This window comes from Xanthomonas sp. LMG 12462 (assembly GCF_009192885.1).
Lineage (GTDB): Bacteria > Pseudomonadota > Gammaproteobacteria > Xanthomonadales > Xanthomonadaceae > Xanthomonas_A > Xanthomonas_A sontii.
The window spans coordinates 1-12,441 of sequence record NZ_NMPP01000069.1; the positions used below are offsets into that span (position 1 = coordinate 1).

The window sequence follows — 12,441 nt, forward strand, 5'->3', positions numbered from 1 at the left end:
GAGGGGGCGGGGGTGAGGGTTCGGGCGCAGCCTCGTGCAGTCCAAGTGACACGAGGGTCCGGGCGAAGCCTCGTGCAGTCGAAAGGATACGAGGCTTCGCCCGTACCCTTATCCGCCGCTGCGCGGCACCTTCCCCCGAGAAGGGGGCCGTGGGTCCCGCAGGGAGAAGGGAGGGGCGCGGCGGCCGTTCCGGGGGCAAGGGGAAGATCGTGGCATAATCGGCGGCTGCTTGCTGCCGCAAGGCAAACCAGCGGTCCGTGCCCCAGGGCGTCGGGCTGCCCAAACCATAGGACGTACCCGATGAATCCGCTCGATTTCCTGATTCCCGTCGCCCAGGCGCAGACCGCTGGCGGCGCCGCCCCGGCCGGTGGTGGCCTGCAGATGTTCCTGCTGCCCATCATCCTGATCGCGGTGATGTATTTCGTGATGATCCGGCCGCAGATGAAGCGCCAGAAGGAACACAAGTCGATGCTGGACAAGCTCGGCCGCGGCGACGAGGTCATCACCTCCGGCGGCGTGGCCGGCGTGGTCACCGACATCGGCGACAACTTCATCACCATCGAAGTGGCCGACAACGTGCGCATCCGCGTGCAGAAGGGCGCCGTCGGCAATGTCCTGCCGAAGGGCACGCTGAAGTCCGCCTGATCCATTTCTCCTACTGCTAGGCGCGACGCCGGCGTGGCGTCGTGCGGGGTCCCGCAATGCTCGAGTTTCCGCGCTGGAAGTATGTCCTCATCCTGATCGTGCTGGCGTTGAGCGCGTTGTACGCGCTGCCCAACGTGTACCAGAAGGATCCGTCGGTCCAGATCACCGCCAGCCGCGGCGGCAAGATCGACGACGCCCTGCGCGAGCGGGTCCTCGCCGACCTGAAGACGGCCGGGATCACCCCGAAGCTGGTCGACAAGGAAGGCGACAGCCTGATGGTGCGCCTGCCGAACCTGCAGGCGCAGACCCGTGCCAACGACGTGCTGCGCCAGCAGGTGGGCGAGAACTACACGGTGGCGCTGAACCTGGCCTCGACCGTGCCGGACTGGCTGTCGCGCCTGGGCGGCAAGCCGATGGTGCTGGGTCTTGACCTGGTCGGCGGCGTGCACTTCGCCCTGCAGGTCGACCAGAAGGCGGCGCTGGAAAAGCGCCTGGACGCCTTCGCCGAGGACATCCGCACCACCTTGCGCGACAACCGTCTGGCCTACCGCTCGGTCGAGCGCCGTCCCGACAACAGCATCCAGGTCAGCCTGGGCGAGGGCGTCGATGCCAGCGCCGCGCGCGCGGCCATCGCCAAGGCGCAGCCGACCCTGAGCTACGCGGTGTCCGGGCAGACCATCGCCGTGACCGTGCCCGAGGCCGAGCTGAAGCAGATCGCTGCCGGCGCCATCGAGCAGAACCTGACCACGCTGCGCAACCGCGTCAACCAGCTGGGCGTGGCCGAACCGATCATCCAGCGCCAGGGCGACGACCGCATCGTGGTCGAGCTGCCGGGCGTGCAGGACACCGCCGAGGCCAAGCGCATGATCGGCGCCACCGCCACGCTGGAGTTCCGCGGCGTGGTCGACGGCAATGCCGAGGACGCGGTGCGCAGCGGCAACATCCCGCCCGACGCCAAGGTCTACCGCCTGCGCGACAGCGGCGCCCCGGTGCTGCTGAGCAAGCGCGTGCTGGTGTCCGGCGACCAGATGGTCAACGCCACCGTCAGCACCGACCAGAACGGCATGCCGGCCGTGGCGGTCACGCTCAACAACGCCGCCGGCCAGCGCATGTTCGACTACACCAGCGCCAATACCGGCAAGCTGATGTCGGTGGTCTACATCGAGCGCATCCCCACCGTGACCATGGTCGACGGCAAGGAAGTGCGCAGCGTGCGCGTCAACGAGGAGGCGCTGGCGCCGACCCGGATCGCCGGCGTGTTCGGCAAGAACTTCCAGACCACCGGCCTGGAGAAGACCGAGGCCGAGAACCTGGCCAAGCTGCTGCGCGCCGGTTCGCTGGCCGCGCCGATGGACTTCGTCGAGGAATACGTGATCGGCCCGAGCCTGGGCGCGGAGAACGTCGAGCGCGGCATCACCGCGGTGGTCTACGCGTTCCTGTTCACCCTGGTGTTCTTCAGCGTGTACTACCGCATGTTCGGCCTGATCACCTCGGTCGCGTTGCTGATGAACCTGCTGATCGTGGTCTCGGTGATGTCGCTGTTCGGCGCCACCATGACCCTGCCGGGCTTCGCCGGTCTGGCGCTGTCGGTGGGCCTGTCGGTGGACGCCAACGTGCTGATCAACGAGCGTATCCGCGAAGAACTGCGGCTGGGCGTACCGCCCAAGTCGGCGATCGCGGCCGGTTACGAGAAGGCCGGCGGCACCATCCTCGACGCCAACCTCACCGGCCTGATCGTCGGCGTGGCGCTGTACGCGTTCGGTACCGGCCCGCTGAAGGGCTTCGCGCTGACCATGATCATCGGCATCTTCGCCTCGATGTTCACCGCGATCACCGTGTCGCGCGCGCTGGCGGTGCTGATCTACGGCCGTCGCAAGAAGATCAAGTCCGTGGCCATCTGAGCCACGCACGCCACCTTCCGCACGTCCCCGCGCCGACAGGCGCGGGGTCCAAAAAAACGCAGAGCGGTCTCCAATGAAAATCTTCCCGCTTCACCTGATCCCCAACGACACCAAGATCGACTTCATGCGCTGGCGGCACCCGACCCTGGTGCTGATGCTGGTGCTGGCGCTGGCCTCGTTCGCGGTGATCTTCGCCAAGGGCTTCAACTACGCGCTGGAGTTCACCGGCGGCGCGCTGGTGCAGACCAGCTTCCAGAAGCCGGTCGACGTGGACCAGGTGCGCGAACAGCTGGCCAAGGCCGGCTTCGAGAATGCGCAGGTGCAGAACGTCGGCAGCGGCAACGAGGTGGTGATCCGCCTGCAGCCGCAGGGCGAGCACAACAACGAGGACATCACCAAGAACCTCGCCGAGCAGGTGCGCAAGGCGGTGAGCACGCCGCAGAACCCGGCCACGGTCAAGCCGGGCGAGTTCGTCGGCCCGCAGGTCGGCAAGGACCTGGCGCTGAACGGTGTCTACGCCACGGTGTTCATGCTGGTCGGCTTCCTGATCTACATTGCCTTCCGTTTCGAGTGGAAGTTCGCGGTGGTGGCCAGCCTGACCGCGCTGTTCGACCTGTTGGTGACGGTGGCCTACGTGTCGGTCACCGGCCGTGAGTTCGACTTGACCGTGCTGGCCGGCCTGCTGTCGGTGATGGGTTTTGCGATCAACGACATCATCGTGGTGTTCGACCGCGTGCGCGAGAACTTCCGCAGCCTGCGCGTGGAGCCGATCGAGGTGCTGAACCGCTCGATCAACCAGACCTTGTCGCGTACGGTGATCACCGCGGTGATGTTCTTCCTGTCGGCGCTGGCGCTGTACCTTTACGGCGGCGAGTCGATGGAAGGCCTGGCGCTGACCCACATGATCGGTGCGGTGGTGGTGGTGGTGTCCTCGGTGATCGTGGCGGTGCCGCTGCTGTCGATCGGGCCGTTCCAGGTCACCAAGCAGGACCTGCTGCCGAAGTCGAAGGACGTCGAGGCGCTGGCGCGCAGGCCCTGATGGGGCCGGGAGTGGGGATTCGGGAATGGGGATTCGCGAAAGCGTGACGTCCTGGGCCTGAAGCACTCCCTCCTGCGAACAAAAAAGCCGCGCGGATGCGCGGCTTTTTCTTTGTGCGGACGCTGGGGGCGTCGGGTGGGTGCAGCGCAACGTCGGCCGGGTTGCCGTGCGCGGGATGGGGCCGTCAATGACGGTCCCATCCCCTCCGTGGCGTGCGTGCCGCGCAGGGCGTCCGCGCTACGCCGCGTTGGCGGTGGCGCGGGCCACCAGTTGCGCCACCATCGGATAGGTCTCGCTGCGCACCTGGAACTGGCCGACGATCTCCACCAGGTCGCCGGCCTGCTGCTCCATCGCGCGTGCCGCGGCAGTGGCTTCCTCGACCAGGGCGGCGTTCTGTTGGGTGGTCTCGTCCATCTGCGTGACGGTGTGGTTGACCTGCTCGATGCCGGCCGACTGCTCCTGCGAGGCGGCGGCGATCTCGCCCATGATGTCGGTCACGCGCTGCACCGAGGCCACGATGTCCTGCATCGTCGTGCCGGCCTGGGCGACCAGCGCCGAACCTGCGCTCACGCGCTCGACCGAGTCGTCGATCAGCGTCTTGATCTCCTTGGCCGCGCTGGCCGAGCGCTGGGCGAGGGTGCGCACCTCGCTGGCGACCACGGCGAAACCGCGGCCCTGCTCGCCGGCACGTGCCGCTTCCACCGCGGCATTGAGTGCCAGGATGTTGGTCTGGAAGGCGATGCCGTCGATCACGCCGATGATGTCGGCGATCTTCTTCGAGGCCGCCTCGATGCCGTCCATGGTGGTGACGACCTGTCCGACCACCGTGCCGCCCTGCGAGGCCACGGAGGCCGCTCCGGCGGCCAGCTGGTTGGCCTGGCGCGCATGCTCGGCGTTCTGCTTTACCGTGGCGGTCAGCTCCTCCATCGATGCGGCGGTTTCCTCCAGGCTGGCGGCCTGCTGCTCGGTGCGGCGCGACAGATCGTCGTTGCCGCTGGCGATCTCGCCGGCGGCGGTGTCGATGCTGGCCGCGGCCTGCTGGATGCGGCCGACCATGTCGGTCAGTTGCGCGACGGTGGCGTTGGCGTCGTCGCGCATCCGCGCGAACACGCCGTGGAACTCGCCCTGCATGGTCTGGGTCAGGTCGCCGGCGGCGATCGCGCGCAACAGCTGCGACAGCGCCGCCAGATTGGTCTCGGTGCCCGTCATCATCGTGTTGAGGTTGGCGACCATGCCGCGGAAGGCGTGACGGAAACGCTGATCATTGCCGCGGCGGGAGAAGTCGCCCTGCGCGGCGGCGCGCACCAGCAGGTCGATCTCGTCGTTGATCGCGCCGAGATTGCGTTTCACCTTGGCCATGGTCTCGGTCAGGATCGCCTTCTCGCCCGGGAACTGCTCCAGGTCGCGGCTCAGATCGCCTTCGGCATACTCGCCCATCAGCGCGATCAGCTGCTGCTTGACCGAGATATGGCTGTGCACCAGGGCATTGGTGTCGCGGACCATGCGCCCGTAGTCGCCCGGGAAGCGTGACTCGTCCATGCGGAAGCTGATCCGACCGGCGTCATGCTGCTTGGCCATCTCGGTCTGCGCCTGGATCACCGTGCGCAGTTCCTCCTGCATCTGCCGCATGTCGTTGAGCAGCGACGGCGCCTGGGTGCGCAGGCGCACGTCCTGCGACAGGTCGCCGCTGGCGATGCGGCGCACCACGTCGGCTGCGTAGGCGGGCTCGCCGCCGAGCTGGCGCATCAGGCTGTTGCGGACCAGCAGGCCGAGCAGGATGGCGGCGACGATGCCGATCAGCATGCCGCCGAGGCTGGTCCATTCGCCCGACTGCGCGCGCGCCTCGCTCTCGGCCTTGCGCACCTGCAGCAGGGCGCGCTCGGCGTTCTCGTACTGACCGATCGTGTCGCGCAACCCATCCATCTGCTGCTTGCCGACGCTCCGGAACGCGTCCAGCTGGGCGTCGTCGCTGTCGGCCACGGTGGTGCGCATGTGTTCCACCGCCTTGCGCTTGGTCGCCATGAACTGCGTGTAGTCCTGCATCAGGGTCTGCAGGCGCGCCTGCTGCGCCGCGTTGTCCGCGGTCAGCTGCTTGGACTCCTGCCACTGCGCGCTGAACTCGCGTTCGCCGAGTTCGAGTGGCGCCAGGTAGGACGGATCGCGGGTCAGGGCGAAGCCGCGCGCGCCGCTCTCGATGTTGAGCAGGCTCACCAGCATGCGGTCGCCGAGGGTGATGACCTTGTAGGTGTGCGCGTCCAGCGCTGCCGCGCTGGTGAACTTGCGGAAGCCGATCAGGCTGGTGATGCCGACCAGCAACAACATGGCGATCACGCCGCAGAAGCCGATTGCCAGGCGCTTGGTGACGGTGAGATGATGGAAGGACACGCGAGATCTCCGGAAGATGCGAGAGAGCGGCGCTATCGGCTCCATTGCCGCAGGGACGGCAATGCAGGCACGGATCAGCGGGGAAGTTCGGGCAAAGACCCGCATCGGTATCGGCCGCGTTTCGTGGATCTTTAGGGCTGCGTTCGCCGATTGCGTCGGGCGCATCGCACATGCCGTTTTGCCTGCACGTAGCGCGTCGTGTGCCGTTTTCTACGCAAGCGCCGATCAAGCAGGAGTGAAGCGCGCAGCGTCCAATGCGTGAGTGCGGCGTGACGGCAAAACGGCCCGTGCGTTCTGCGTTCGACGGGATTTCCTGGATGGCGGCTCCTCTGCGCGAGGCCAGGCGGATGCTGCGAAAGGATCTGTGCGGAGGTCGTGCGCCGGTCCGATCGGCGGATGACGGACATAAAAAAAGCCGCGCGAGTGCGCGGCTTTTCTGTTGTTGCGGTGTCGCTGCGCCGGCGTGGCGCCGGTCGCCTCGCTCAGAACTTCGCGTCGAACTCCCCGGCGAAGCCGGTATTGACGATCAGCTTCTGCAGCGCGTCGCCGACCTTGAGGTTGCCGGCGACCACCTGGAACTGCTGCGGGCCGCGGTCGTCGATGCGGCCGAGGGTGCCGCCCTTGAAATCGGTGACGCGGCCACCGGCCTCGCGCACCAGCAGCACGCCGGCGGCGATGTCCCAGGCCTTCACGCCGGCTTCGAAGTAGGCGTCGCTGCGGCCGCAGGCCACATAGGCCAGATCCAGTGCCGCCGAACCGGTGCGACGGATGTCCTCGGCCTGCACCAGCAGCGCATCCACACACTTGAGTTGGGGGCTGGTGCGCTTGCGCTCGCGCGGCGCGAAGCCGGTGTGGACCATGGCGCCGTTGAGTTCCTTGCGCTCGCTGACACGGATGCGGCGGTCGTTGAGCACGGCGCCGTTGCCGCGGCTGGCGGTGAACAGTTCGTTGCGGAGCGGGTCGAAGATCACCGCGTCGACCGGCTCGCCGTTCTCGACCAGGGCGATCGACACGCAGTAGTGCGGGAAGCCGCGCAGGTAGTTGCTGGTGCCGTCGAGCGGGTCGATCACCCACATGTAGCGGCCGCCGCCCTGCACGCCGCTTTCCTCGCCCATCACGCCGTAGTCGGGGTAGGCGCGGCGCAACTCCTTGACGATCACCTTTTCCGCATCGGCATCGACTTCGCTGGCGTAGTCCATGCGGTCCTTCTGCACCACGTTCAGTGCTTCCAGGCGGTTGATGTGGCGCAACAGCACGTTGCCGGCGAGGCGGGCGGCCTTGACCATGACGGTGACGGCGGGTTTTTGCATGGCAAGCGCTCCCGAGAAGGCGGAGGTGGGTCTGGAGGAGGAAAAGAGCAGTCCGGCGCCAAGGCCGGCCGCACAGTTTACCATCTACGCCCCCGTTCGCTTCGCCTGCCGTGCCGCCATGACCGATTCCCTCCGTATCCGCTTCGTCCTGGTCGGGACCCAGCACCCCGGCAACATCGGCGCGGCGGCGCGCGCGATGAAGACCATGGGGCTGTCGCGGCTGGTGCTGGTGGCGCCGGAATGCGAGCTGGAGACCGAGGCCTACCGGCGTTCTGCCGGGGCCGAGGATCTGTTGCAGCAAGCGCCGGTGCTGCCGGCGCTGGCCGACGCAGTGGCCGATTGCCGGTTGGTGCTGGGTTGCACCGCGCGCAGCCGCCGCGTGTCGCTGGAGGAGTTGCTGCCGGCCGATGCCGCGCAGCGCCTGACCGCGACCAGCGCCGAACCGGCGGAGGTGGCGCTGGTGTTCGGGCGCGAACGCACCGGCCTGACCAACGAGGAACTGCAGCTGTGCCATGCGGCCGTGCACATTCCCTCCGATCCGGCGTTCAGCTCGCTCAATCTGGCCGCGGCGGTGCAGGTGCTGGCCTACGAACTGCGCCTGGCGCAGCTGCGCGGCGCCGCCCCCGCGCCGGCGCCGGCACCGGGGTTCCGCGAGGCACCGGCCAGCCACGCACAGGTGGAAGGGCTGTTCGGGCAGTTGGCCGAGACCCTGGACGATATCGACTTCCACAAGGGCCGCGCCCCGGATTCGGCGATGCGCAAGTTGCGCCGGCTGTTCCTGCGCACCGAGCTGACCGAGCAGGAAGTGCGCCTGCTGCGCGGCGTGCTGTCCGATGCGCAGCGCATGGCGCGACTCGCCGGGCAGGCCGGAAACTGAGGCCAGGCAAGGCGCGAAGGCATCCATCGCGGCGCGCGCGCCGACGCGTGCGCCCAGGGCGGACTGCATGCGCGGCAGGCGCCATTCTGTGACGCTGTCACCGGCATGCGCTTTCGGCTAGGCTTTGCAAGGTCTACTTGGGGATCGTGGTTTGTCCAGTTCGCGTTGGCGGGTGGTCGTGGTGTGGCTGGCGCTGGCGATCTGCTGGCCCGCGTCCGTGCACGCGCGGCCCTCGGTCCTGGTGCTGGGGCGCATCAGCGACAATCCCAAGGCCCATTACGAGCAACTCAAGCCGCTGCTGGACTATGTGGTGCCGCGCATGCGCGAGGTCGGCATCACCTCCGGGCAGATCCTGATGGCCCGCGACAGCCAGCAGATGAGCAGTTACCTGCGTCGCGGCCGGGTCGACTGGGTCACCGAGACCGCTGCCACCGCGATGGCGCTGGAGCAGCGCGGTGGCGCCAAGCCGCTGCTGCTGACCGAGCGCAACGGCGTGCGTCAGTACCACACCGTATTCTTCGTGCGCAAGGACGCGCCGGTGCACGACCTGTCGGATCTGCGGGGGCGCACGCTGGCGCTGCAGAGCACGCTGTCCACCAGCGCCTACCTGGTGCCGATGATGACGCTGTTCGAGCGCGGCCTGCATCCGGAGATCCTGCTCTCGACCAAGGACCAGCCCTCGGCGGAAACGGTCGGTTACGTGTTCGCACGCTCGGAACTCAACATCGCCGCTTTCGTGCACAAGCACCTGGTGGATGCCGGGGCGTTCAGCAGTCTCGACTGGGACGACGATCGCCGCATTCCCCCGGCGTTCCGCCGCGACTTCCGGGTGATCTACCGCAGCGAACCGTATCCGCGCGCGGTGGAGATGGTGCGCAGCGATCTGCCCACGGACGTGGAGACGCGCCTGCGCGAGGTGCTGCTGCACGCCGCCGACGATCCGCAGGGGCGCGCGGCGCTGCGCCAGTTCTTCGGGACTTCCGGCTTCTACCCGATCGATCCGGCGTCGCAGAAACGCCTGGATGCCCTGCGCGCCGGCGTGGCGCGGGTGAGGCTGGAAGTGGAATGAAGACCATGCGTTTCGGGTTGCAGGCCAGGTTCCTGCTGGCCATGGGCGTGGCTGCGCTGCTGGTGATGGCGATCCTGGCCCTGCTGCTGGAGCGCCAGGCGGCGATGCAGCGCGAGGTGCGCACGCTCAGCGGCAACGCCATCCACAGCCTGTTCGACAGCAGCATGCGCACCCGCGGCGAATCGCTGGCGCGGCAACTGGCCGATTCGCTGGCCAACCCGGTGTACTACTCCGACCTGGATGCGATCGGCGCGCAGGTGCGTGGGGCGCTGGGCTATGTGGCGGTGGCCTACGTGCTGGTCTACGACGCCGACGGGCGGCTGATCCACGACGGCAGCAAGGACCTGGTGGGCTACGGGCAGCGCATGCGCGGGCCGATGGCCGACGCCGCGATCCGCGCCAAAGGCCTGCTGGCGCAGGAGTCGCCGGAGTTCCTCGACGTGTCGATGCCGATCATGATCGGCGACCAGCGCGTGGGCGGGGTGCGGGTAGGCATGTCCTGGACACGCGCGCAGGAGTACGAGCGCAAGGCCGGGCAGAACCTGGACCAGCGCCTGGGCGCACTGGGCAAGCGCCATCTCGGCTGGTTGCTGCTGTTGCTGGCCGCCCTGGGCCTGACCGCGGCGATGGTGGCGGTCTACGTGCAGCGCACGCTGGTGGCGCCGTTGCGCTGGATGGCGGCGACCGCACGCCAGATCGAGGCCGGCAACTATGCGGTGGAGCGCCGCGACAGCGGCCGCCACGACGAGGTCAGCGAACTGCTGCGCGCGTTCGGGCGGATGAGCGAGGCGATCGCTCGGCACGACCGCGACGTGCGCCACATGGCCTACACCGATGCGTTGACCGGGCTGACCAACCGGCTCGCGTTCCGCGAGGCGCTGGACCATCGCATGCTGTCGGCGCGCGCCTCGCAGCGCAGGCTGGCGCTGCTGTTCGCCGACATCGACGATTTCAAGCGGATCAACGACACCCTGGGCCACGAGGCCGGCGACGAGGCGCTGCTGCAGTTCGCGCGGCGCATCCAGCTGGCGGTGGAGCAACTGGGCGGCGACGATGCGCTGCTGGCGCGTTTCGGCGGCGACGAGTTCGTGATCCTGGTGGAGGATGCGCAGGCGGCCAAGGTCGCCACCGCGCTGGCGCAGCGGCTGGTGCAGGAACTGCGCGAGCCGCTGCGGATCCAGGGCCGCGAGGTGTTCATGGGCACCTCGATCGGCATCACTGTCTACCCGGGCGATGCCGAGGACGCCTCGGCGCTGCTGAAGAACGGCGACATCGCCATGTACCAGGCCAAGCTGGCCGGCAAGAACTGCCACCGCTTCTACAGCCGCGCGATGGACTATGCGGTGGAGCGGCGCGTGCACATGGAGCACGAGCTGCGCGGCGCCTGGGAGCGCGACGAACTCAAGCTGGCCTACCAGCCGATCTTCCGCACCCAGGACCGGCGCATGGTCGGCGTCGAGGTGCTGCTGCGCTGGCAGCATCCGGCGATGGGCACGATCTCGCCGACGGTGTTCATCGACGTGGCCGAGCAGAGCGGGCTGATCGAAAGCATCGGCCCCAAGGTGCTGCGCGCGGCCTGCAGCGAGGCCACCCAGTGGCGGCGCGCCGACGGCAGCGCCGACCTGTTCGTCTCGGTCAACGTCTCGCCGCGGCAGTTGCGCAGCGGCGATCTGCCCGAAGTGGTGGCCGAATGCCTGCGCGAGTCCGGGCTGCCGGCGGCGCAATTGCATCTGGAGCTGACCGAGACCGCGGTGATCGGCGACGAGCTGCAGGCGGCGAGCATGCTGGCGCGGCTGCATCGCACCGGCGTCAAGGTCTGGCTGGACGACTTCGGTACCGGCTTCTCCGGCCTGAGCCACCTGCGCCAGGTGCCGGTGGACGGGGTCAAGATCGACAAGAGCTTCGTCGCCGACCTGCAGCGCGATCCGGACGATCTGGCGCTGACCACGGCGATCATCGCCATGGCGCATTCGCTGGACATCACCGTGGTCGCCGAAGGCATCGAGCAGGAGACCCAGTTCGAGCTGCTGCGCGAGCGCGGTTGCGAACTGGGGCAGGGCTTCTGGCTCAGCCGCCCGCTCAGCGCTGACGAATTCCGCCAACTGCTCGCCAACGAGGACGCACCGCCCGCCAGCGCGTGATCGCCGCTGCGGCGTCGTGGCCGGCGTGCGCTGTGCCTGCTGCGGTCCCGGCCAGGCGGGTCAGGGCAGCAACGGGCGCTTGCCGGTATCGCCGGCGATCTCGCGCACCAGCTTCGGCACGAGATAGCCGGACAGGCGCGCGGCCAGCGCCTGGTGCAGGGCCAGTGCGGTGGCATCGTCCACTTCGAAATGGGCCACGCCCTGCACCCGATCCAGTTGATGCAGGTAGTAGGGCAGCACGCCGGCGGCGAAGCTGCGCTCGCTCAGCGCGGCCAGCGCCTCCACGCTGTCGTTGACCCCGCGCAGCAGCACCGCCTGGTTGAGCAGGTGCGCGCCGGCCTCGCGCAGGCGCGCCAGCGCGGCATCCACGCCGGCATCGAATTCGTTGGCGTGGTTGGCGTGGATCACGAACGCCAGCGGCCACGGCAGCGTGCGCAGCCAGGCCAGCAACGGCGAATCGACGCGCTCGGGCAGCACCACCGGCAGGCGGCTGTGGATGCGCAGGCGCTTGAGCTGCGGCAGCGCGGCCAGCGCCTCGGTGAGTTCGACCAGTTTCGGCGTGGCCAGCGACAGCGGATCGCCGCCGGACAGGATCACTTCCTCGATGCTGGGGTCGGCGGCGATGGCCGCCACCGCCGTGCGCCAGCCATCGCGCGCGGCGGTCTCGTCGGCATAGGGAAAGTGCCGGCGGAAGCAGTAGCGGCAGTGCACCGCGCAACTGCCGGTGGCCACCAGCAGGGCGCGGCCGCGGTACTTGTGGATCACCCCGTCGGCCTTCTTGGCCGCGGTGTCGCCGACCGCATCGAGGGCGAAGCCGGCCACCACGCGCTGCTCGTCGTCGATCGGCAGCACCTGGCGCAGCAGCGGGTCGTGCGGATCGCCCGGGCGCATGCGTGCGACGAAGCTGCGCGGCACGCGCAGCGCGAACTGCGTCGCAGCCTGTTCGGAGACGCCCAGCGCCTGCGGATCCAGGTCCAGCAGGGCCAGCAGCTCGCGCGGATCGCGCACGGCGTCGCGCCAGGCCTGCTGCCAGCGCGGCGGCGCGGCGGCGGGCAGGGGCGGGGACGGCTGCAT

Annotated in this window: 9 protein-coding genes; 6 read left to right on the forward strand and 3 right to left on the reverse strand. The window is 68.7% G+C overall.

What is annotated here, in order from left to right:
• Positions 1 to 300: 300 nt before the first annotated feature.
• The 3 genes from yajC to secF all read left to right on the forward strand — a co-directional run bounded on the left by yajC (position 301) and on the right by secF (position 3,585).
• Complete coding sequence (gene yajC, locus CEK69_RS15690; RefSeq protein WP_017910689.1) at positions 301 to 645, forward strand: preprotein translocase subunit YajC; 345 nt, start codon at positions 301 to 303, stop codon at positions 643 to 645.
• Between the two features lie 56 nt (positions 646 to 701).
• Entirely contained in the window at positions 702 to 2,546 is a 1,845-nt protein-coding gene (gene secD / locus CEK69_RS15695) for a protein translocase subunit SecD (RefSeq protein ID WP_152237865.1), read from the forward strand.
• A gap of 73 nt (positions 2,547 to 2,619) precedes the next feature.
• Positions 2,620 to 3,585 carry a protein translocase subunit SecF gene (secF, locus tag CEK69_RS15700; protein ID WP_017910687.1) on the forward strand — a complete coding sequence of 322 codons (966 nt, stop codon included), beginning with the start codon at positions 2,620 to 2,622 and terminating at the stop codon, positions 3,583 to 3,585.
• A gap of 237 nt (positions 3,586 to 3,822) precedes the next feature.
• Here secF and CEK69_RS15705 read toward each other — a convergent pair whose 3' ends face one another.
• Both CEK69_RS15705 and CEK69_RS15710 read right to left on the reverse strand, forming a co-directional pair.
• Positions 3,823 to 5,970: a methyl-accepting chemotaxis protein gene (locus CEK69_RS15705; RefSeq protein ID WP_152246608.1), complete on the reverse strand. Its 2,148-nt coding sequence runs from the start codon at positions 5,968 to 5,970 to the stop codon at positions 3,823 to 3,825.
• Between the two features lie 482 nt (positions 5,971 to 6,452).
• A complete protein-coding gene (locus CEK69_RS15710; RefSeq protein WP_026144017.1) occupies positions 6,453 to 7,280 on the reverse strand; it encodes an inositol monophosphatase family protein in 828 nt (275 codons plus the stop codon).
• Between the two features lie 118 nt (positions 7,281 to 7,398).
• On the opposite strand from CEK69_RS15710, the gene CEK69_RS15715 reads away from it, so the two are divergent.
• The 3 genes from CEK69_RS15715 (at position 7,399) to CEK69_RS15725 (ending at position 11,367) form a co-directional block, all read left to right on the forward strand.
• Complete coding sequence (locus tag CEK69_RS15715) at positions 7,399 to 8,157, forward strand: RNA methyltransferase (RefSeq protein WP_017914286.1); 759 nt, start codon at positions 7,399 to 7,401, stop codon at positions 8,155 to 8,157.
• Between the two features lie 178 nt (positions 8,158 to 8,335).
• Entirely contained in the window at positions 8,336 to 9,226 is an 891-nt protein-coding gene (locus CEK69_RS15720) for a phosphate/phosphite/phosphonate ABC transporter substrate-binding protein (RefSeq protein WP_148829539.1), read from the forward strand.
• On the forward strand, positions 9,223 to 11,367 hold the full coding sequence (locus CEK69_RS15725; protein WP_152246610.1) for an EAL domain-containing protein: 2,145 nt from the start codon (positions 9,223 to 9,225) through the stop codon (positions 11,365 to 11,367). The genes CEK69_RS15720 and CEK69_RS15725 overlap by 4 nt, the downstream gene beginning before the upstream one ends.
• A gap of 60 nt (positions 11,368 to 11,427) precedes the next feature.
• On the opposite strand, the gene epmB is transcribed toward CEK69_RS15725, so the two are convergent.
• Positions 11,428 to 12,441 (reverse strand): EF-P beta-lysylation protein EpmB (epmB, locus tag CEK69_RS15730; RefSeq protein WP_152246612.1); only part of this gene is annotated, 1,014 nt, incomplete at its 5' end.